Annotated in this window: 22 protein-coding genes; 3 read left to right on the forward strand and 19 right to left on the reverse strand. The window is 65.6% G+C overall.

Going from position 1 to position 17695, the window contains the following annotated elements:
• The 16 genes from nuoH to Q0579_RS07615 form a co-directional block, all read right to left on the reverse strand.
• On the reverse strand, nucleotides 1-1017 hold the full coding sequence (gene nuoH / locus Q0579_RS07540) for an NADH-quinone oxidoreductase subunit NuoH (RefSeq protein ID WP_298810822.1): 1017 nt from the start codon (nucleotides 1015-1017) through the stop codon (nucleotides 1-3).
• Nucleotides 1018-1043: 26 nt separating this feature from the next.
• Nucleotides 1044-3038 carry an NADH-quinone oxidoreductase subunit NuoG gene (nuoG, locus tag Q0579_RS07545; protein WP_298810747.1) on the reverse strand — a complete coding sequence of 665 codons (1995 nt, stop codon included), beginning with the start codon at nucleotides 3036-3038 and terminating at the stop codon, nucleotides 1044-1046.
• Nucleotides 3031-3699 (reverse strand): hypothetical protein, encoded by a 669-nt coding sequence (locus Q0579_RS07550; protein WP_298810748.1) that lies wholly within the window; start codon nucleotides 3697-3699, stop codon nucleotides 3031-3033. The genes nuoG and Q0579_RS07550 overlap by 8 nt, the downstream gene beginning before the upstream one ends.
• Nucleotides 3696-5009, reverse strand: a complete 1314-nt coding sequence (gene nuoF, locus Q0579_RS07555; protein ID WP_298810749.1) for an NADH-quinone oxidoreductase subunit NuoF — start codon at nucleotides 5007-5009, stop codon at nucleotides 3696-3698. Before nuoF ends, Q0579_RS07550 begins: the two co-directional genes overlap by 4 nt.
• The gene (locus Q0579_RS07560; protein WP_298810750.1) at nucleotides 5006-5713 is read right to left on the reverse strand and encodes an NAD(P)H-dependent oxidoreductase subunit E; all 708 of its coding nucleotides are present in this window, start codon (nucleotides 5711-5713) and stop codon (nucleotides 5006-5008) included. The genes nuoF and Q0579_RS07560 overlap by 4 nt, the downstream gene beginning before the upstream one ends.
• Nucleotides 5713-6948 carry an NADH-quinone oxidoreductase subunit D gene (locus tag Q0579_RS07565; RefSeq protein WP_298810824.1) on the reverse strand — a complete coding sequence of 412 codons (1236 nt, stop codon included), beginning with the start codon at nucleotides 6946-6948 and terminating at the stop codon, nucleotides 5713-5715. Before Q0579_RS07565 ends, Q0579_RS07560 begins: the two co-directional genes overlap by 1 nt.
• Before the next feature lie 71 nt (nucleotides 6949-7019).
• Entirely contained in the window at nucleotides 7020-7877 is an 858-nt protein-coding gene (locus Q0579_RS07570; RefSeq protein WP_298810751.1) for an NADH-quinone oxidoreductase subunit C, read from the reverse strand.
• Entirely contained in the window at nucleotides 7874-8416 is a 543-nt protein-coding gene (locus tag Q0579_RS07575; RefSeq protein ID WP_174192632.1) for an NADH-quinone oxidoreductase subunit B, read from the reverse strand. The genes Q0579_RS07570 and Q0579_RS07575 overlap by 4 nt, the downstream gene beginning before the upstream one ends.
• A gap of 17 nt (nucleotides 8417-8433) precedes the next feature.
• Entirely contained in the window at nucleotides 8434-8808 is a 375-nt protein-coding gene (ndhC, locus tag Q0579_RS07580; RefSeq protein WP_298810753.1) for an NADH-quinone oxidoreductase subunit A, read from the reverse strand.
• Between the two features lie 147 nt (nucleotides 8809-8955).
• The gene (locus Q0579_RS07585) at nucleotides 8956-9768 is read right to left on the reverse strand and encodes an inositol monophosphatase family protein (protein WP_298810754.1); all 813 of its coding nucleotides are present in this window, start codon (nucleotides 9766-9768) and stop codon (nucleotides 8956-8958) included.
• 221 nt (nucleotides 9769-9989) lie between these two features.
• Nucleotides 9990-10553 carry an elongation factor P gene (gene efp / locus Q0579_RS07590; RefSeq protein ID WP_298810756.1) on the reverse strand — a complete coding sequence of 188 codons (564 nt, stop codon included), beginning with the start codon at nucleotides 10551-10553 and terminating at the stop codon, nucleotides 9990-9992.
• Between the two features lie 63 nt (nucleotides 10554-10616).
• Complete coding sequence (locus Q0579_RS07595) at nucleotides 10617-11219, reverse strand: M23 family metallopeptidase (RefSeq protein ID WP_298810757.1); 603 nt, start codon at nucleotides 11217-11219, stop codon at nucleotides 10617-10619.
• 49 nt (nucleotides 11220-11268) lie between these two features.
• Nucleotides 11269-11964: a thiamine phosphate synthase gene (gene thiE, locus Q0579_RS07600; protein ID WP_298810758.1), complete on the reverse strand. Its 696-nt coding sequence runs from the start codon at nucleotides 11962-11964 to the stop codon at nucleotides 11269-11271.
• A 103-nt stretch (nucleotides 11965-12067) separates the two neighbouring features.
• Complete coding sequence (locus tag Q0579_RS07605; protein WP_298810760.1) at nucleotides 12068-12976, reverse strand: class I fructose-bisphosphate aldolase; 909 nt, start codon at nucleotides 12974-12976, stop codon at nucleotides 12068-12070.
• A 23-nt stretch (nucleotides 12977-12999) separates the two neighbouring features.
• Nucleotides 13000-13344 (reverse strand): type II toxin-antitoxin system PemK/MazF family toxin, encoded by a 345-nt coding sequence (locus tag Q0579_RS07610; RefSeq protein WP_298810762.1) that lies wholly within the window; start codon nucleotides 13342-13344, stop codon nucleotides 13000-13002.
• Nucleotides 13341-13583, reverse strand: coding sequence for a ribbon-helix-helix protein, CopG family (locus Q0579_RS07615; protein WP_298810764.1), 243 nt, complete (start codon nucleotides 13581-13583; stop codon nucleotides 13341-13343). Before Q0579_RS07615 ends, Q0579_RS07610 begins: the two co-directional genes overlap by 4 nt.
• A gap of 131 nt (nucleotides 13584-13714) precedes the next feature.
• Between Q0579_RS07615 and Q0579_RS07620 the strand changes: the two genes are divergently transcribed.
• Nucleotides 13715-14197, forward strand: a complete 483-nt coding sequence (locus Q0579_RS07620; RefSeq protein ID WP_298810765.1) for a TlpA disulfide reductase family protein — start codon at nucleotides 13715-13717, stop codon at nucleotides 14195-14197.
• A 33-nt stretch (nucleotides 14198-14230) separates the two neighbouring features.
• Here the strand turns inward: Q0579_RS07620 and Q0579_RS07625 are convergent, their stop codons facing one another.
• From Q0579_RS07625 to gap, 3 genes are read right to left on the reverse strand one after another with little or no spacing between them, the layout of a single operon-like run.
• Nucleotides 14231-15421, reverse strand: coding sequence for a phosphoglycerate kinase (locus Q0579_RS07625; protein ID WP_298810767.1), 1191 nt, complete (start codon nucleotides 15419-15421; stop codon nucleotides 14231-14233).
• Entirely contained in the window at nucleotides 15346-15873 is a 528-nt protein-coding gene (locus Q0579_RS07630) for an MOSC domain-containing protein (protein WP_298810770.1), read from the reverse strand. The genes Q0579_RS07625 and Q0579_RS07630 overlap by 76 nt, the downstream gene beginning before the upstream one ends.
• 55 nt (nucleotides 15874-15928) lie before the next feature.
• Nucleotides 15929-16930 (reverse strand): type I glyceraldehyde-3-phosphate dehydrogenase, encoded by a 1002-nt coding sequence (gene gap, locus Q0579_RS07635; RefSeq protein WP_298810773.1) that lies wholly within the window; start codon nucleotides 16928-16930, stop codon nucleotides 15929-15931.
• A gap of 183 nt (nucleotides 16931-17113) precedes the next feature.
• Here gap and Q0579_RS07640 point away from each other — a divergent pair, with 183 nt between their 5' ends.
• On the forward strand, nucleotides 17114-17290 hold the full coding sequence (locus Q0579_RS07640; protein WP_298810775.1) for a hypothetical protein: 177 nt from the start codon (nucleotides 17114-17116) through the stop codon (nucleotides 17288-17290).
• Nucleotides 17290-17595 carry a cell division protein ZapA gene (locus tag Q0579_RS07645; RefSeq protein WP_298810778.1) on the forward strand — a complete coding sequence of 102 codons (306 nt, stop codon included), beginning with the start codon at nucleotides 17290-17292 and terminating at the stop codon, nucleotides 17593-17595. Before Q0579_RS07640 ends, Q0579_RS07645 begins: the two co-directional genes overlap by 1 nt.
• The last annotated feature ends 100 nt before the right edge of the window (nucleotides 17596-17695 follow it).

A 17695-nucleotide genomic window follows, 5' to 3' on the forward strand; every position in this document is an offset into this window, starting at 1 on the left:
TCAAACTCCCACGCGCATGAGCATCAGCACGGCCGACACCAGAAACACCCAAAACAACGACAACGGCAGGAACACTTTCCACCCCAGCCGCATCAGCTGGTCGTAGCGGTAACGCGGCACCGTTGCCTTGATCCAGGAGAACACAAAGAAGAAGAACAGGATCTTGGCGAACAGCCAGATGATGCCCGGCACCATGTACAACGGCGCCCAGTCGAACGGCGGCAGATACCCACCCCAGAACAAGGTCGCGTTCAGCGTGCACATCAGCAGCACATTGGCATACTCGCCCAGCCAGTAGAGCGCGAAGCTCATCGAGCTGTACTCGGTCTGATACCCCGCGACGAGCTCCGACTCCGCCTCGGTCAGGTCGAACGGCGCACGCTGCGTCTCCGCGAGCGACGAGATCAGGAACACGACCGACATCGGGAACAGCAGCGGGTTGAACGCGAAGCCGTTGATGAAGCCGTACAGCCCCTTCTGCGCTTCGACGATCCCGGTCAGGTTGAACGTGCCCGCCCACATCACGATCGAGATCAGCACGAAACCGATCGCGACTTCGTAGCTGACCATCTGCGCCGCGGCGCGTATCGCGGAGAAGAACGGGTATTTCGAGTTCGACGACCAGCCCGCGAGGATGATGCCGTACACACCGAGCGACGACGCGGCGAGGACGTAGAGCAGGCCGACGTTGATGTCGGCGAGCACCACGCTCGGCTGGAACGGCACCACCGCCCAGACGATCAGCGCGACCGTGAAGGTAATGATCGGCGCGAGCAGGAACAGCCCGCGATTGGCCGCGGACGGCACGATCGTTTCCTGCAGGAACACCTTCAAACCGTCGGCGAAGCTCTGCAGCAGGCCGAACGGGCCGACGACGTTGGGGCCGCGGCGCAGCGCCATCGCCGCCCAGATCTTGCGATCGGCGTAGATGATCATCGCGACCGCCAGCATCAGCGGCAGCGCGATCACGAGGATGCCGATGATCGTGGCGAGGAACCACGACCAGCCATACGACATGCCGAGCGCTGAATTGAAGAAGCCGGTCACTCCGCTGCCTCCGCGAAGCTCTCACCGTGGATCAGTTCCGCCGAACAGCGCTGCATCGTCGGGGACGCGCGGCAGATCGCGTTGGTGAGATAGAAATCCTTGATCGGGTACCCCTCGATCCGCCCCGACGCCGTGGTTGTCAGCGACGGTGGGTTCCACGCGAACGTCTTGAGCCCGAGCGTCGCGAGATCAGGGCAGTCGAGCGCCATCGCAGCGCGCAGCTCGTCGAGCGTGTCGAACGACAGCGACTTGCCGAGCTTGTCCGACAAAGCACGGAAGATCGCCCAATCCTCGCGCGCGTCGCCCGGCGGGAAGCCGGCACGCTCGCCGCGCTGAACGCGGCCCTCAAGGTTGACGAACGTGCCCGACTTCTCGGCGTAGCTCGCGCCCGGCAGGATCACGTCAGCATGGTGCGCGCCGCGATCGCCGTGGTGACCGACGAACACCTTGAACCCGGTGAACTTAGAGAAGTCACACTCGTCCGCGCCAAGGAAGAAGGTCAGCTTGGCGTCATGCAGGTCGGCGATACCGCCCTTGGACGCGTAGCCGAGCATCAGACCGCCCATCCGGCTCGCCGCCATGTGGACGACGTTGAAGCCGTTCCAGCCGTCGCGCACCAGATTGAGCGAGTTGACCAGAGCCAGCGCCGCGCCGTGCGCACCCTTCAACGCCGCACCGCCGACTATCACCATCGGACGCTCGGCCTTGCCGAACGCCTCGGTCACTGCCTCCGGCAGATTGCCGAGGATCGACAGGTCGTCGCCCAGCCACTCGACCTTGTAGGTCAGCTCGGTTTCCGGCCCGATCGCGAACACCGTGGCGCCGCGCTTGATCGCCTTGCGCACGCGCGTGTTCACCAGCGCGGCTTCCCAGCGCAGGTTGGTACCGACCAGTAGAATCGCATCCGCTTCCTCGGTACCCGCGATCGTGGTGTTGAAGTTCACCGCCGCCAAGCTGGACGTGTCATAGTCCATGCCGGTCTGGCGCCCCTCGAGCTTGGCATCGCCGAGTTGCGTGAGCAGCGCCTTGGCCGCAAACATCGTCTCGCAATCGACCAGATCACCCGCGACCGCCGCGACCGAGCCGCCGTGATTGACCGCGGCGATCGTCGCGAACGCCTCGTCCCAGCTAACGGGGTGCAGCTTGCCGTTGCGGCGCACGTACGGGCGATCGAGCCGCTTGCGCACCAGACCGTCGACCGCGTGGCGCGTCTTGTCGGTCGCCCATTCCTCGTTCACGTCGTCGTTCACGCGCGGCACCGCGCGCAACACCTGCCGCCCGCGCGCATCGAGCCGGATGTTGGTGCCGACCGCGTCCATCACGTCGATCGACAAGGTCTTGCGCAGCTCCCACGGCCGCGCTTCGAACGCATAGGGCTTGCTGGTCAGCGCACCAACCGGGCAGAGGTCGACCACGTTGCCCGACAGCTCGCTCGTCACCGCTTCCTCGAGATAGCTGGTGATCTGCATGTTCTCGCCGCGGTAGATCGCGCCGATCTCCTCGACGCCCGCGACTTCCTCCGCGAAGCGGACGCAGCGCGTGCACTGGATGCAGCGGGTCATGATCGTCTTGACGATCGGTCCCATGTACTTCTCGGTCACCGCGCGCTTGTTCTCGGCGAAACGCGAGCGGCCGCGGCCGTAGGCCATCGACTGATCCTGCAAGTCGCATTCGCCGCCCTGATCGCAGATCGGGCAATCGAGCGGGTGATTGATCAGCAGGAATTCCATGATGCCCTCGCGGGCATGTTTCACCATCGGCGTGGTGGTGAACACTTCCTGATTGTCGGCGGCGGGCAGCGCACACGACGCCTGCGGCTTGGGCGGGCCCGGCTTCACCTCGACCAGGCACATGCGGCAATTGCCCGCGATGCTCAAACGCTCGTGATAGCAGAAGCGCGGGATTTCCTTGCCCGCGGCCTCGCACGCTTGGAGGACGGTAGCGCCCTGCGGCACCTCGACCTCGATCCCGTCTACCTTCAGCTTAGGCATTCTTTGCTCCATCGCCGTACGTGACCAAACGATCAACGACAGCGGCCATTTCGTCCCGCAACGCGGGCATATCGACGTTATAGCTGCGATCAACCGGCATGCAGTTTTTCAACGCATCGCCGAATCGCATGAATTGCCGCTTCTCCCCCGGGGATCGCGATGGCGTGCGCAAAAACGCGGCGGTCCAACCGGGCTGCGACACGGCAAGACAGGTCGCGTAAGCCACGAGAAACGGACGCCCGTCTGCCACGGGCACCCGACCCATCGGGCGTGCCGTCTGACCGGCAAACGTGTCGAGCGTCGATTGCTGGGCGAGCAATCGACGCTGAGCCAAGGCTCCGCGCAAGACCGGCACCGGCATTGCGATCGACATAACCTGCCCCATGCAACTACGGTGCTTCTCTAGAAGCTTGGTGCCGCGCTCGAACTCCTCCTTCGACATCAACGAGGTCGAGAGAAAGCGATCGGTGTCCTTCGCCGCCTCTTTGTGCAGGCAGGTCGCAATCGGCTCGATTGAAAGCGACCGCAGCTCGATGTTCGACGCCATTGGAATTGCCCGGCGCAAACGCCGTGTCATCTCCCGATCGAGCGCGCGCCGATCCTGTGGCGCAACATTATGCGCCGCGGCCGCCTGAAGAATCAGGGCGACGGTCAGGATCACTCGGCCGCTTCCTGCATGGGAGCGAGGCCTCCGGTCTTTCCGGTCCGCTCGATGATGCGGCGCTCCAGCTCGGGGCGGAAATGCTTGATCAGCCCCTGGATCGGCCACGCCGCGGCGTCGCCGAGCGCGCAGATCGAGTGACCCTCGACTTGCTTGGTGACCTGCTGGAGCATGTCGATCTCGCTGATCTCGGCATCGCCGGTGCGCAGCCGCTCCATTACGCGCCACATCCAGCCGGTACCCTCACGGCACGGCGTGCACTGGCCGCAGCTCTCGTGCTTGTAGAAGTACGATATGCGGCTGATCGCGCGGACGACGTCGGTCGACTTGTCCATGACGATGACGGCGGCGGTGCCGAGGCCGGAGCCGACGCCCTTCAACCCGTCAAAGTCCATCGGACAATCGATGATATCCTTAGCCGGCACCAGCGGCACCGACGAGCCGCCCGGGATCACCGCGAGCAGATTGTCCCAGCCGCCGCGGATGCCGCCGCAATGCTTCTCGATCAGTTCGCGGAAGCTGATGCTCATCGCTTCCTCGACCACCGTCGGCTTCTCGACGTGGCCGCTGATCTGGAAGAGCTTGGTGCCCTTGTTATTATCGTTGCCGAAGCTCGAGAACCAGGCCGCACCACGCCGCAGGATCGTCGGCGCGACCGCGATCGACTCGACGTTGTTGACCGTCGTGGGGCAGCCGTAGAGACCCGCGCCCGCCGGGAATGGCGGCTTCAAGCGCGGTTGGCCCTTCTTGCCCTCCAGGCTCTCGAGCATCGCGGTTTCCTCACCGCAGATGTACGCGCCCGCGCCGCGGTGAACGAACACGTCAAAATCGTAACCCGACCCGCACGCATTCTTGCCGACGAGGCCGCGATCATATGCTTCCGCGACCGCGGCGAACAGCACCTCGGCCTCGCGGATATACTCGCCGCGGATGTAGATGTACGCCGCGCGCGCACGCATCGCGAAACCCGCGACCAGCGCGCCCTCGATCAGCTTGTGCGGATCGTGCCGCATGATCTCGCGGTCCTTGCACGAACCGGGCTCCGACTCGTCGGCGTTGATGACGAGGAAGTTCGGCCGATCGGGCTTGGGCTCCTTGGGCATGAAGCTCCACTTGGTGCCCGTCGGGAAGCCCGCGCCGCCGCGCCCGCGCAGACCCGACGCCTTGATCACGTCAATGATCTTGTCTTGGCCGAGTGTAAGCAGGTCTTTCGTATTGTCCCAGTCACCGCGCTGCATCGCGGCGTCGACCCGCCACGACTGGAAGCCGTACAGGTTGGTGAAGATACGATCCTTGTCGGCGAGACTCATGCCTGCTGCTCCACCGCCTGAGGCTGCGCGACCTGCCCCCATTCGCCGCGGTAATCGTGGTTCTCGTTGACCATCGCGGTCAGCGTCGTCGGACCGCCATACGGCTCAACCGTGTGACGCCCCGGCTCCTGCGAACCCGACTTCGGCGTCTCACCGTTCGCCAGCGCTTCGAGGATCGCGGTGGTGCGGTCGTAGTCGAGGTCCTCGTAATTGTCGTCGTTGATCTGGACCATCGGCGCCGACGCGCAATTGCCCATGCACTCGACCTCGGTCAGCGTGAACAGGCCGTCCGGTGTCGTGCGCCCCTTGATCAGCCCCTTGTTCTTGCACGCCGCGAACACGTCGTCCGACCCGCGCAGCACGCACGGCGTGGTGCCACACACCTGGACGTGGAAACGCCCCACCGGCGCGAGATTGAACATCGTGTAGAAGGTCGCGACCTCGAACACGCGGATGTAGGGCACGCCGATCTCGCGCGCGACGAACTCGATCACCGGCACGGGCAGCCAGCCTTGCGTGTTCGTCTCTTCACCCACTTGGCGCTGCGCCAGGTCGAGCAGCGGGATCGACCCCGATTGCTCGCGGCCCTTGGGATAGCGCCCGAGGATCTCGTTGCGCTTGATCTGGTTCGCCTCGTTCCACGCGAACGCACCCCAGCGCGCGCGGGTCTCGGCCTCGTCGGGGATCTGCGGTCCGTCAGCCATCAGCGGTCACATTCACCAAAAACAATATCCATCGCGCCCAGGATCGCGGTGGTGTCCGCGAGCATGTGGCCGCGGCTCATGAAGTCCATCGCCTGCAGGTGCGAGAAGGCGGTCGGGCGGATCTTGCAGCGATACGGCTTGTTGCTGCCGTCGCTGACCAGATACACGCCGAACTCGCCCTTCGGGCTCTCAGTCGCAACGTACACTTCGCCCGCGGGGACGTGATAGCCCTCGGTGTAGAGCTTGAAGTGATGAATCAGCGCTTCCATCGACTGCTTCATCTCGGCGCGCTTGGGCGGCACAACCTTGCGGTCGAGGCTCGCGATCGGCCCCTCGGGCATTTCGTTCAGGCACTGACGCATGATGCGCGCCGACTGACGCACCTCCTCCACGCGCACCATGAAACGATCGTAGCAGTCGCCGCGCGTGCCGACCGGCACGTCGAAGTCCATCCGATCGTAGACGTCGTATGGCTGCGACTTGCGCAGGTCCCACGGGATGCCCGCGGCGCGGATCATCGGACCCGAAAAGCCCCAGGCAATCGCGTCGTCGCGGCTCACCGTGCCAATATCGACGTTGCGCTGCTTGAAGATGCGGTTGTCGGCGACGAGCGAAATCGCGTCCTCGAACAAGCGCGGCAGGCGCGTGTCGAGCCAGTCGGCGATGTCAGTCAGCAGCTTCAAGGGCACGTCCTGATGGACGCCGCCCGGCCGCATGTAATTGTGGTGCATCCGCGCACCCGAGGCACGCTCGAAAAAGCCGTAGCAATCCTCGCGAATTTCGAACAGCCACAGGTTCGGCGTCATCGCGCCGACGTCCATCACGTGCGAACCGAGGTTCAGCATATGGTTCGAAATGCGCGTCAGCTCGGCAAACAACACGCGCAGATATTGCGCGCGCAGCGGCACTTCGAGATCGAGCAGCTTCTCGATCGCGAGCACGAAGGTGTGCTCCATGCACATCGGCGAGCAGTAATCGAGCCGGTCGAAATACGGGATCGCCTGCGCGTAGGTCTTGTACTCGATCAGCTTCTCGGTGCCGCGGTGCAGCAGCCCGACGTGCGGATCGATCCGCTCGATGATCTCACCGTCCAGTTCCATGACCAGGCGAAGCACGCCGTGCGCGGCGGGATGCTGCGGGCCGAAGTTGATCGTGTAGTTCTGGATCGCGACGTCACCCTCACTCGGGTGCGAGGCGTCGGTCGCGTGAACGATCTTGTCGACTGCCGGATCGATCTCACGGTCGACCGCCATCGTCTTGTCGGGCTGGTGATCGACCGGCCCGCCGTTCGCTACCAAAGTATCGGTCATTGGTTCTGCCCTCCCTTGCCGGGCACGACATCGGGGTCGGCGGGCTTGGGCTTGGAGTCCGGATCATCCTTGCCGGCACCAGTCTGCGCGGTGCTCGGCGCATCGGTCTTGCCGTACGGCTCGCTCGACGCGGCCGGCGCCTTGGCGTCGGTCTTGGTCGCGCCCGCGTTCTGCACCTGCGTCGCGGTCACCGGCGACTGCGCGCCCTTGGCCTGCGGCAAAGCGGCATCCTTCGCCTTCTCGTCGCCCGGCAGCACATATTCCGCGCCTTCCCACGGGCTCATGAAGTCGAAGCTGCGGAAATCCTGCGCGAGCTTGACGGGCTCGTACACTACGCGCTTCTGCTCTTCCGAATAACGCATCTCGACGAAGCCAGAGAGCGGAAAATCCTTGCGGAACGGGTGGCCACGAAAGCCATAGTCGGTGAGGATGCGGCGCAGGTCCTGGTTGCCCGCGAACAGCACGCCGTACATGTCGTACACCTCGCGCTCCAGCCAGCCTGCTACCGGCCACAGCCCGGTAACGCTCGGCAGCGGCGTGTCCTCCGACGCGCGCACGTGAACGTGCAGCCGGTGGTTACGCGTCAGCGATAACAGGCAGTAGACGACCTCGAACCGCTCAGCCCCGCGATCGGGATAGTCGACGCCGGCGATCTCCATCAACTGCTGATACTCAAGCCCGGGCGTATCGCGCAGCGCGGTCAGCGCCGCGATCAGCGCGTCGCGCGTCACGTGCAACTGCACCTCACCCGCGCGCACGAAGGCGTCGACCAACCCGCTGCCAATCGCCGACTGCGCCGCCGCGATCGTCTCGTCGTTCAGGCTATAGGCGAATGCCGGTGCCGGCGCCCTCATCGCTCGATGCTCCCGCTGCGGCGGATCTTACGCTGCAACTGCATGATGCCGTACAGCAGCGCCTCCGCCGTCGGCGGGCAACCAGGCACGTAGATGTCGACGGGCACCACACGGTCGCAGCCGCGCACCACCGAGTAGCTGTAGTGATAGTAACCGCCGCCGTTGGCGCAGCTTCCCATCGAGATGACGTATTTGGGCTCCGACATCTGGTCGTAAACCTTGCGCAGCGCGGGCGCCATCTTGTTGCACAACGTGCCCGCGACGATCATCACGTCCGACTGGCGCGGCGACGCGCGCGGAGCAGCGCCGAAGCGCTCGAGATCGTAACGCGGCATGTTGACGTGGATCATCTCCACCGCGCAGCATGCGAGACCGAAAGTCATCCACCACAGCGAGCCCGTGCGCGCCCACTGAAACAGTTCCTCCGACGAGGTGACCAGAAAGCCCTTGTCGTTCAACTCGCCGTTCAAACCATCGAAGAAACCCTGATCGGGTGCGACGACCGAGCGGCCTGTTTCGGGCGCGTTGACGAGCCCCACGGGTCCGGAGTGCGCTTCTACTCCCACTCCAACGCTCCCTTCTTCCACGCGTAGACGAGCCCGAGCGCGAGCTCCCCGATAAATACCATCATGCTGATCCAGGCCGTCCATCCGAGCGAAAAAACGCTGACCGCCCAGGGATATAGGAACGCCGCTTCCAAATCGAAGATGATGAACAGAATGGCAACGAGATAAAAGCGCACGTCGAACTGGCTGCGGCTGTCCTCGAACGCAGGGAAGCCGCATTCATATTCGGACAGCTTCTCCGCGGTCGGCTTGTACGAGCCCGTGATCCGCGAGACCACCATCGGCAGGAACACGAACGCCGAGGACAGGATCAGCGCCACTCCCAGGAACATCAGGATTGGCAGATATTGCGACAGGTCGACCAATGTCAGACTCTCAATGCTACGTTCAGGCGCTCGTACTGCATGTGCGAACGATTGCCGGCCGCTTTAAGCCTCCGGGCAGGGACGGGCAAGGCGCGCGGGGCGTGAGAATGAATCGCAACACTCCGCCACGCCGCCCCGCGCTGCTGATCAGCGCAGCGATTGCGCCAGCATCTTGTGGAGTTTGGAATGCAGGCCGTCGTTCGAGGCCAGGAACTCGTTACGCTCCATGTAGCGATCGCCGCCGCGGAAGTCGGTGACGAAGCCGCCGGCTTCCTTGACCAGCAGCACGCCCGCCGAGACGTCCCACGGCTTCAGGTCGCTCTCCCAGAACCCGTCGAAGCGGCCTGCCGCAACCCAGGCAAGGTCGAGCGTTGCCGCACCCAGCCGGCGGATGCCCGCGACCTGCGGCGCGATGCCGCCGAAGATACGGGTCCATTGTACGAAGTCACCGTGACCCATGAACGGGATGCCGGTCGCGATCAGCGCCTCCGACGATTCGCGCCTCGCCGACACGCGCAGCCGCTGGTCCTGCAACCACGCGCCGCGGCCCTTCTCCGCCCAGAAGCTCTCGTCGGTCAGCGGCTGGTAGGTCAGCGCGGTTGTAATCTCGCGCTTGCCGTTCGGCAGCGGCTCCTCAACCGCGATCGAGATCGCGAAATGCGGAATACCGTGGAGGAAGTTCGACGTGCCGTCGAGCGGGTCGACGATGAAGCGCGGCTTGGTCGGGTCGCCCGCGATCTCGCCGCGCTCCTCCATCAGGAAACCCCAGTCGGGGCGCGCCTTCGACAATTCCTCGTACAGCGTCTGCTCGCAGCGCTGATCGGCCTGGGTCACGAAGTCCGCGGGCCCCTTGCGGCTGACCTGGAGCTGCTGGACCTCGTTGAAGTCGCGACGCAGCCGCGGCGCGGCCTTGCGTGCCGCACGCTCGATGATCGTGAACAGGCCGGAATGGGATGGCATGATAAGAGCCCTCGCCCCTCCGGGGAGAGGGTGTGAAAAGGGGAAGCCCCACGCGATCGCCCGCGTGAAGGAGAACGGGACCGCCCCGGTGGTCCCCTTCCCCGGCCCTTCGGTGAGGGCAATTTGTGCGGCGGCGCGCCGCAGGCCAAGCCAGCGTCGTCGGTCGTGCCACGGCGCGCCGGCCGGGCGGCAGATCGTGCGATTAGCTTACGCTGATCGTCTCAATCCGCGCGCCTGACATACGTCTGCTCGTACACATCCACCACGATCCGCGTACCCGCCGAGATGTGCGGCGGCACCATTACGCGCACGCCGTTGTCGAGGATCGCGGGCTTGTAGCTCGACGAGGCGGTCTGCCCCTTCACCACCGCGTCGGCCTCGACGATCTCGGCTTCGATCGTGTCGGGCAACTGCACGCTGATCGCTTCCTCGTCGTACAATTCCATCACGACGTCCATGCCGTCCTGCAGGAAGGCAGCAGCATCACCCAGCAGGTCGCGCGGCAGCGTCACCTGGTCGTAGGTCTGCTTGTCCATGAAGACGAGCCCGTCGTCCTCGGCGAACAGGAATTGGAAATCCTTGGTGTCGAGCCGCACGCGCTCGACCGACTCCGCCGAGCGGAAGCGGACGTTGTTCTTGCGCCCGTCGCGCAGGTTCTTCAGCTCCACCTGCATGTACGCACCGCCCTTCCCGGGCTGGGTGTGCTGAATCTTCACGGCGCGCCAGATGCCGCCTTCATACTCGATGATATTGCCGGGACGGATGTCCACGCCGCTGATCTTCATGGATCTCGCCTATGGAAAAGAGCTGGGGCTGCCGCACACGGGCGGACAGCCGGTGCGCGCCATCTAGCGTCCGGCGGGCTGGCGGGCAAGAAGCGGATACGGGTTCACGTTGTCCCCTTGCCACCAGCGGTCGCCGCCATGCATCCGCGTCAGCCCGAAATGCAGGTGGTAATTGCCCGCCCCAGCGTCTCCGGTGTCGCCGACATAGCCGAGCACCTGCCCGGCGCGCACCCGCATGCCTTCGCGCACGCCCGGCGCGTAGCTGGCGAGATGCGCGTAATAATAGGTCCAGCGCCGATCGGCCGACCGCTGGTAGAGCGTCGTCCCGCCGCGTCCGCTCTCGAACAACTTCTCGATCCAGCCATCGGCCGCCGCGATCACCGGCGTGCCCGCGCGCGCCATGATGTCGGTGCCGTGATGCCCACGCGCGCCGCCCTCGCGCGCCTCGCCCCAGCTGTCGCGCAACGCCGCGCGCGGCACACCCGCGACGGGTACGCGCAGCCCACCACTCGTGATGTTGGCGGGAGCCGGAACAGCGGCGCGAATGTCGCGGGTCACCCCCGCCTGCTTCGGCGTCACAGGCGCAGGACCGAAGGACAGCATCGACGCGAAGCCGATAACCGCCAGAATAATCACTGCGGAGATGATGGCGCCGAGCCGGGTCATGCCCGCCAGCATGGCGCACCGGTCGCGGGGGTCAAGCGCGCCGCGTCCGTCAGCCCCGGTGCGCCGCCGCCAGCGCCGCCTCGAACGCCTTCACCGCGGCAGCCTCGTCGCCGTTCCAGACCGATCCCGATGCCGCGACGAAGTCAGCGCCTGCCGCGACCAGCGGAGCGACGTTGACGGGCGTGATCCCGCCGATCGCGACGCTCGGCAGCTCGAACAAGGTCGACCACCACGACAGGATCGACGGCTCGGGGTGGTGCTTCACCTCCTTGGTCGTGGTCGGATAGAAGGCGCCAAACGCGACATAGTCCGCATTCGCCTCGCCCCCTTCCATCGCGAGATGGCGGCTGTCGTGGCAGGTAACGCCGATCTGCACGTCGGGTCCCAGCAGCGCGCGCGCGTCGCGCGGATCGTCGTCCTCCTGCCCCAGATGCACGCCGTCCGCACCCAGCCGCTTGGCGAGGCTTGCACTATCATTGACGATGAAGGCGACGCCGTGCTCGGCGCAGATCGCCTGCAGCGGCTCGGCAAGCTTGGCCGCGGCGTGCTGGTCGATGCCCTTGACGCGAAACTGGAACGCCGCGACCGGCCCGGCGCCCAATGCGCGGCGCAGTCGGTCGGGGAAGGCGCCACCGACGTCGAGCGGCGAGACGAGATACAATTGGCACGGCGGCCGCCGATCGTCGTGCTTGAAGGCGGCGGCGAAGCCGGGATCGAGCGGGCCGAGCGGGTCTTCGATGTTCATCGCGCCGCCCTAGCGCCTCGTCGTTCGCGACGAAAGCGCCAAGGCGGCCAGCGATGGCTATCACAGCCGCCCCGTCGATCGGGATGACTGCGTCAACAAACGTTTATTCCTCGTTCTTGTAAATCGCGATCAGCTTCGCCAGCATCTCCAACGCCTCGCCGCGCTCGCGCTGGAACGTGTTGCGGCCGATGATCGAGCCGTTGCCGCCGCCGTCGCGAATGTCGCGCGCGTCCTGGTAGACCGCGTCCGCTCCCTTCGACGCGCCGCCTGAGAACACCACCACGCGGCGGCCGGCGAAGCTCGACTGGACGACGTGCGCGACGCGCTTCGCCTGAGTCGAGGCGTCGAGCTTCTCGTACGCCTTCTTGGCGTCCTTTTGCTCGATGTGTGCGCTCGGCAGCTTGACCTTGATGATGTGCGCGCCGAGCAGCGCGGCCATGTGCGCGGCATAGGCACCCACGTCGAGCGCGAGTTCGCCGTCCTTCGAGATGTCGCCACCGCGCGGGTAGGACCAGATCACCGTGGCGAGGCCGGCAGCCGATGCTTCCTCGCGCAGGCTGCGGATCTGCTCCATCATCTCGAAAATGTGATCGGAGCCCGGATAGATGGTGAAGCCGATCGCCGCGCAGCCGAGCCGCAGCGCGTCCTCGACGCTGCCGGTCTGCGCCTGGTTGATGCTGGTCGCCCAGCTGTTCGATGAATTGACCTTCAAGATCGTCGGGATCTGCCCCGCGAACGTGTCGGCGCCCGCCTCCAGCATGCCGAGCGGCGCGGCATAGGCGGAGAGCCCCGCGTCGATCGCGATCTGGTAATGGTAGTGCGGATCGTAAGCGGCGGGATTGACCGAGAACGACCTCGCCGGGCCATGCTCGAACCCCTGATCGACCGGCAGGATCACCAGCTTACCGGTGCCGCCGAGCTTTCCGTGCATCAGGATACGGGCCAGATTGGCCTTCACCGCCGGGCTGGTGCCCTCGTATTTGTCGAGGATGTTCTTGACGGTCGGGGTCATGTTCAACTCCTATTCGGTTGTATTCACAAGGTAAGCCAGCGCCTGAGCGCCTGATCGACCTGCTCCATCCGGGTTGCCGAGGCATGCCCGATCACCTTGACGATCCGGTGACGGCGCACCGAGGTAATGCGATCGACCTGCACCTCGCATTCGACGCTCAGCCCGGTGTGTTCCTGCGGCGAGATCGCGACGCGGAACAGCGATTCGCCGCCGATCACGCTGGTGAGCGGGCACAGCGTGATCGTCGCATGCGTTTCGTTGAACAGATCGGCCTGGACGACCACGCACGCGCGCGCCTCGCCGGCACCCGCTCCGGCAGGCGACGCGACCATCACGATCGCGCCGTGCCTGATCTCGGGCGCGCTCATGAGGTCGGCGCCGCTGCGCCGTCGCGCTCGACCGCTTCCCAGAACTGATGATCGTCGTCGCCGTCGCGCCGGGACGCGCGTAGCGATTGGCGTCGCGCCTCGCGGCGGAACGCTTCGTCGTGGAGGTCAACGTAGCGGCGCACCGCCTCGCGCGCGATGTCGCTCTTGCTACGCCCCTGCGAGCGCGCGACCGCGGCGAGACGCTGTTCCAGCTCCTCGTCCAGTCGCACTCCCAGCATGCCGCGTCGCTCCCGCGTTTAACGTGTTAAACACCGCCTACGCTCCCGTGCCCGGCGATGCAAGCGGCGTTGACGCCGCACGCCTGCCGCCGCAGCATGGCGTTTAAGGGGGAGAGAAGATGAGACGTTGGATGACAGCCGCGCTGGCGGCATTCCTGTGTGCGGCGCCCGCGAGCGCACGGCTTCCGAAGATCGGCGATGTCGCGCCCGATTTCACCTTCACGCTGATGGACGGCAGCAAGGTGTCGCGCGACGACCTGAAGGGGAAGGTCGTGCTGCTAAACTTCTGGGCGACATGGTGCGTGCCGTGCCGCGCCGAGTTGCCGCTGATCGACCGTTATTACGACATCCAGAAGAAGCATGGCCTGCGCGCCTTCGCGGTCACGACCGAGGACTCGCTGCCGCTCTACCGCATGAAGCCGCTGTTCGCCGCGATGGCGATCCCCGCGGTCAAGCGGACGAAGGGCCCGTATTCGGAGGTGTCGGCAGTGCCGATGAACTACATCATCGATCGCAGCGGTCGCATCCGCTACGCCGAGGCAGGCGCGTTCGATCTCGACACGCTCAACAAGGTCATCGTGCCGCTGCTGCAGGAACCTGCGCCAGCCAGTTGAGCGCGCGACCGGAACGGCCGCGCGCCTGATCTCTCAACGCCTGAGCGCCGCAACGCCGGGCAATTCGCGCCCTTCCATCCATTCGAGAAACGCGCCGCCCGCGGTCGACACGAAGCTGAAGTCGTCCCCGACACCTGCCTGGTTGAGCGCAGCTACCGTATCGCCGCCGCCCGCGACCGAGACGAGGCCGCCTTCCTTTGTCAGTGCCGCAGCGGTGCGCGCGAGCGCGACGGTCGCGGCGTCGAACGGCGGCGTCTCGAACGCACCAAGCGGGCCGTTCCACACGAGTGTGCGACAGTTCTTGAGCACGTCGCCGAGCGACTCGGCCGCGGCCGGGCCGATGTCGAGGATCATCTCGTCGGCGGCGACCTCGTGGACGTTGACGGTCCGCGTCTCCGGGTTCGCCCTGAACTCGCGCGCGACCACGACATCATACGGCAGGTGGACAGTGCAGCCCGCCTTTTCGGCGGCGTCGAGGATTTCCTCAGCGGTGCCGGTCAGGTCATGCTCGCACAGGCTCTTGCCCACATCGACCCCGCGCGCGGCGAGGAAGGTGTTCGCCATGCCGCCACCGATGATGAGGTGATCGACGCGCGCGACCAGATGCTTGAGCACGTCGAGCTTGGTCGACACCTTGGCACCGCCGACGACCGCGGCGACCGGATGCTCGGGATTGCCGAGCGCTTTCTCCAGCGCGTCGAGTTCCGCCTCCATCTGCCGACCGGCATAGGCCGGCAAGCGGCGCGCAAGTCCCTCGGTCGAAGCGTGCGCGCGATGCGCGGCGGAGAAAGCGTCGTTGACGTAGAGATCGCCGAGCGCAGCAAAGCGATCAACGACTTGGGCGTCATTCTTCTCTTCGCCACCGAAGAAGCGCGTATTCTCCAGCACGCCGACGTCGCCGGGCTGCATCGTCGCAATCGCGGCCGCGGCACCCTCCCAGTCGATGTAGCGGACCGCGCGACCGAGCACCGCCTCATAGGGCTTCACGATCTGCGCCAACGACATTTCCGGCGAGGGCACGCCCTTGGGTCGGCCGAAATGCGCCAGGATCAGCACGATCGCGCCCTTGTCGGACAGTTCGGCGATCGTCGGCACAGTGGCGCGCAGGCGGGTGTCGTCGCTCACCTGCCCGTCGTGGAGCGGTACGTTCAGATCCTCGCGTACGAGGACGCGGCGGCCGTGAACGTCGCTGATGTCGTCGAGCGTTGGGAAGGACTTGTCCATGTTTCCTCGATCCTGATCCTGTCACCGACGGCGATCACGCCGCCTTGTCTCACCATCGCACACGCGCCGCCGCGCCAATCGGGGAGCAGCGCCGCCTTCAATCCGGGCGCGAGTGCTTCCATCCGCTCGCACGGGTCGGTCTCGCGCGTGATCTCCAACACCACGTCGGCCCCGATCCTGAGCAAGGTGCCGGGCACCTGCGGCAGGTCGAACTGGTCGATCAACAGGTTGGAGCGGCGCTCCTCCCAGCCGATGCTTTCGCCGATCTCGGCTAATGCCGCAGCCCAGTCGCCGCGCTCGATCAGCGTCAGCTGACGCTTGTAGGGCTTGCGCTTCATCGCGCCGCGATAATCGCCGTGGATGCCCTCCTCGCACGTCACGACCGCCTGATCGATCAGCTCCATCGGCGCCTTGGGAAAGGCGTGGCGCGCGATGCCGAGAAGCATACCCATCATCGATCCGTAGTACGGCGCCGCCGCGATCGCGTCGCGACGGCGCGGATGTGAGTTAGCCGAAGTTTGCCATCGCGGTTGCGGTGTCAACCATGCGGTTGGAGAAGCCCCATTCGTTGTCGTACCAGCTGACGACGCGCACCAGCTTGCCGTCGATCACCGCGGTTTCCAGGCTGTCGACGGTCGAAGAATAAGGCGTGTGAACGATGTCGATCGAGACGAGCGGCTCGTCGGAGAAGTGAAGCACGCCCTTCATCGGACCTTCGGCCGCGGCCTTGAGCAGCTCGTTGACCTCTTCCTTGGTCGTGTCGCGCTCGGGGGTGAAGGTCAGGTCGACCAGGCTGCCGTCGGGCACGGGCACGCGAACCGCCGAACCATCGAGCTTGCCCTTGAGCTCGGGCAGCACCTCGCCCACCGCGCGGGCCGCACCCGTGGTGGTCGGAATCATGCTCATCGCCGCCGCGCGCGCACGGCGCAGGTCCGGGTGGATCTGATCGAGGATTTTCTGATCGTTGGTGTAGGCGTGGATGGTAGTCATCAGACCGCGTTCGATGCCGATCGCGTCGTTCAGCACCTTGGCAACTGGCGCGAGGCAGTTGGTGGTGCAAGACGCGTTCGACACGATCGTGTGGCCGGCCTCGAGCTTGTCGTCATTAACGCCGTAGACGACGGTGATGTCGACACCCTTGGCAGGGGCGGAAATCAGCACCTTCTTCGCGCCCGCGTCGATGTGCTTCTGCGCGCTGGCGCGGTCGGTAAAGAAGCCGGTGCATTCAAGCACGATGTCGACGCCTAGTTCCTTGTGCGGCAGGTTGGCGGGGTCGCGCTCGGCGGTCACGCGGATGCGCTTGCCGTCGATGACGAGGTCGTTACCCTCCGCCTCGACGGTGCCGTTGAAGCGCCCGTGAACGCTGTCGCGGCTGAACAGCCAGGCGTTTGACTTGGCATCGGCGAGGTCGTTGATGGTGACGAGTTCGAGGTCGCTGTTCCGCTCGATCAGCGCGCGCGCCACCAGGCGGCCGATGCGCCCGAAACCGTTGATCGCTACCTTGGTCATCGCTTGTTCCTCACCCGCCTGTTCGCAGTTGCAGCGGCCTTTGCCGGGCAAGCAGGGGGCGCGTCAACCGCATCGGACGTATTCGGCGCGGTGTTCGACGTGCTCGCGCCGGCGGGCGCGTGAAACCCTCGTGTTCAAGCAATATCTTGCCGGGTCGCGGGCGGCTGCCTATCCGTCTGCGTCATGGATCATCCGGCCCTCGCCCGCATCGAACAAGCGATCGAACGAATCGAGGCGGCGATCGCCCGCCGCCGCATCGCCGCCGAGGCAATCGCCGAGCGTCACGCCGCGCTGAAGTCGCGCATGGCGGAGGCGGTCGCCGCGCTCGACGCGGTAATGGCACGCGAGGGAGCGGAATAATGGCGATGGTCACGCTCAAGATCGGTGACCTATCGCACGAGGTCGCGTGCCGCGACGGCGGCGAGGCAAGGCTGATGCAGGCCGGTGCGCTGATCGAGGAACGCTGGGCGTCGGCACGGCGCGCAGCGGGTTCGGGCGGAATACAGCGCACGTTCCTGCTGACCGCGCTGATGCTCGCCGACGCGCTGATCGAGGCGCGCGAGGCACCCCCGCCCGAGACGCCGGCGGATGTCGCGCTGGGTCGCATCGCCGAGCGGCTCGAAACACTCGCTGCGGCCCTTGAGGACGAGGCGGCGACGCCCTAAGTTGGGGCTGGCGGGTTCTGCCCGGTACGAGCCAGACTTATCCCTGAGGCTATTCATCATCCAAAGGGGGTTGTCCCTGCCCGGACCCTGGTCCGACGTA

It is taken from the genome of uncultured Sphingomonas sp. (genome assembly GCF_936927845.1).
Taxonomy (GTDB): Bacteria; Pseudomonadota; Alphaproteobacteria; order Sphingomonadales; family Sphingomonadaceae; genus Sphingomonas.

What these genes read in the sequence shown, in the direction of transcription:
- gap (WP_298810773.1), bottom strand. Translation starts at nt 16,930, where the DNA reads ATGACCAAGGTAGCGATCAACGGTTTCGGGCGCATCGGCCGCCTGGTG.
- nuoG (WP_298810747.1), bottom strand. Translation starts at nt 3,038, where the DNA reads ATGCCTAAGCTGAAGGTAGACGGGATCGAGGTCGAGGTGCCGCAGGGC.
- Q0579_RS07645 (WP_298810778.1), top strand. Translation starts at nt 17,290, where the DNA reads ATGGCGATGGTCACGCTCAAGATCGGTGACCTATCGCACGAGGTCGCG.
- Q0579_RS07610 (WP_298810762.1), bottom strand. Translation starts at nt 13,344, where the DNA reads ATGAGCGCGCCCGAGATCAGGCACGGCGCGATCGTGATGGTCGCGTCG.
- Q0579_RS07605 (WP_298810760.1), bottom strand. Translation starts at nt 12,976, where the DNA reads ATGACCCCGACCGTCAAGAACATCCTCGACAAATACGAGGGCACCAGC.
- nuoF (WP_298810749.1), bottom strand. Translation starts at nt 5,009, where the DNA reads ATGAGTCTCGCCGACAAGGATCGTATCTTCACCAACCTGTACGGCTTC.
- Q0579_RS07570 (WP_298810751.1), bottom strand. Translation starts at nt 7,877, where the DNA reads ATGAGGGCGCCGGCACCGGCATTCGCCTATAGCCTGAACGACGAGACG.
- Q0579_RS07585 (WP_298810754.1), bottom strand. Translation starts at nt 9,768, where the DNA reads ATGCCATCCCATTCCGGCCTGTTCACGATCATCGAGCGTGCGGCACGC.
- Q0579_RS07640 (WP_298810775.1), top strand. Translation starts at nt 17,114, where the DNA reads ATGGATCATCCGGCCCTCGCCCGCATCGAACAAGCGATCGAACGAATC.
- Q0579_RS07630 (WP_298810770.1), bottom strand. Translation starts at nt 15,873, where the DNA reads ATGGGTATGCTTCTCGGCATCGCGCGCCACGCCTTTCCCAAGGCGCCG.
- efp (WP_298810756.1), bottom strand. Translation starts at nt 10,553, where the DNA reads ATGAAGATCAGCGGCGTGGACATCCGTCCCGGCAATATCATCGAGTAT.
- Q0579_RS07615 (WP_298810764.1), bottom strand. Translation starts at nt 13,583, where the DNA reads ATGCTGGGAGTGCGACTGGACGAGGAGCTGGAACAGCGTCTCGCCGCG.
- Q0579_RS07595 (WP_298810757.1), bottom strand. Translation starts at nt 11,219, where the DNA reads ATGACCCGGCTCGGCGCCATCATCTCCGCAGTGATTATTCTGGCGGTT.
- Q0579_RS07625 (WP_298810767.1), bottom strand. Translation starts at nt 15,421, where the DNA reads ATGGACAAGTCCTTCCCAACGCTCGACGACATCAGCGACGTTCACGGC.
- thiE (WP_298810758.1), bottom strand. Translation starts at nt 11,964, where the DNA reads ATGAACATCGAAGACCCGCTCGGCCCGCTCGATCCCGGCTTCGCCGCC.
- Q0579_RS07620 (WP_298810765.1), top strand. Translation starts at nt 13,715, where the DNA reads ATGACAGCCGCGCTGGCGGCATTCCTGTGTGCGGCGCCCGCGAGCGCA.
- Q0579_RS07560 (WP_298810750.1), bottom strand. Translation starts at nt 5,713, where the DNA reads ATGGCTGACGGACCGCAGATCCCCGACGAGGCCGAGACCCGCGCGCGC.
- nuoH (WP_298810822.1), bottom strand. Translation starts at nt 1,017, where the DNA reads ATGTCGTATGGCTGGTCGTGGTTCCTCGCCACGATCATCGGCATCCTC.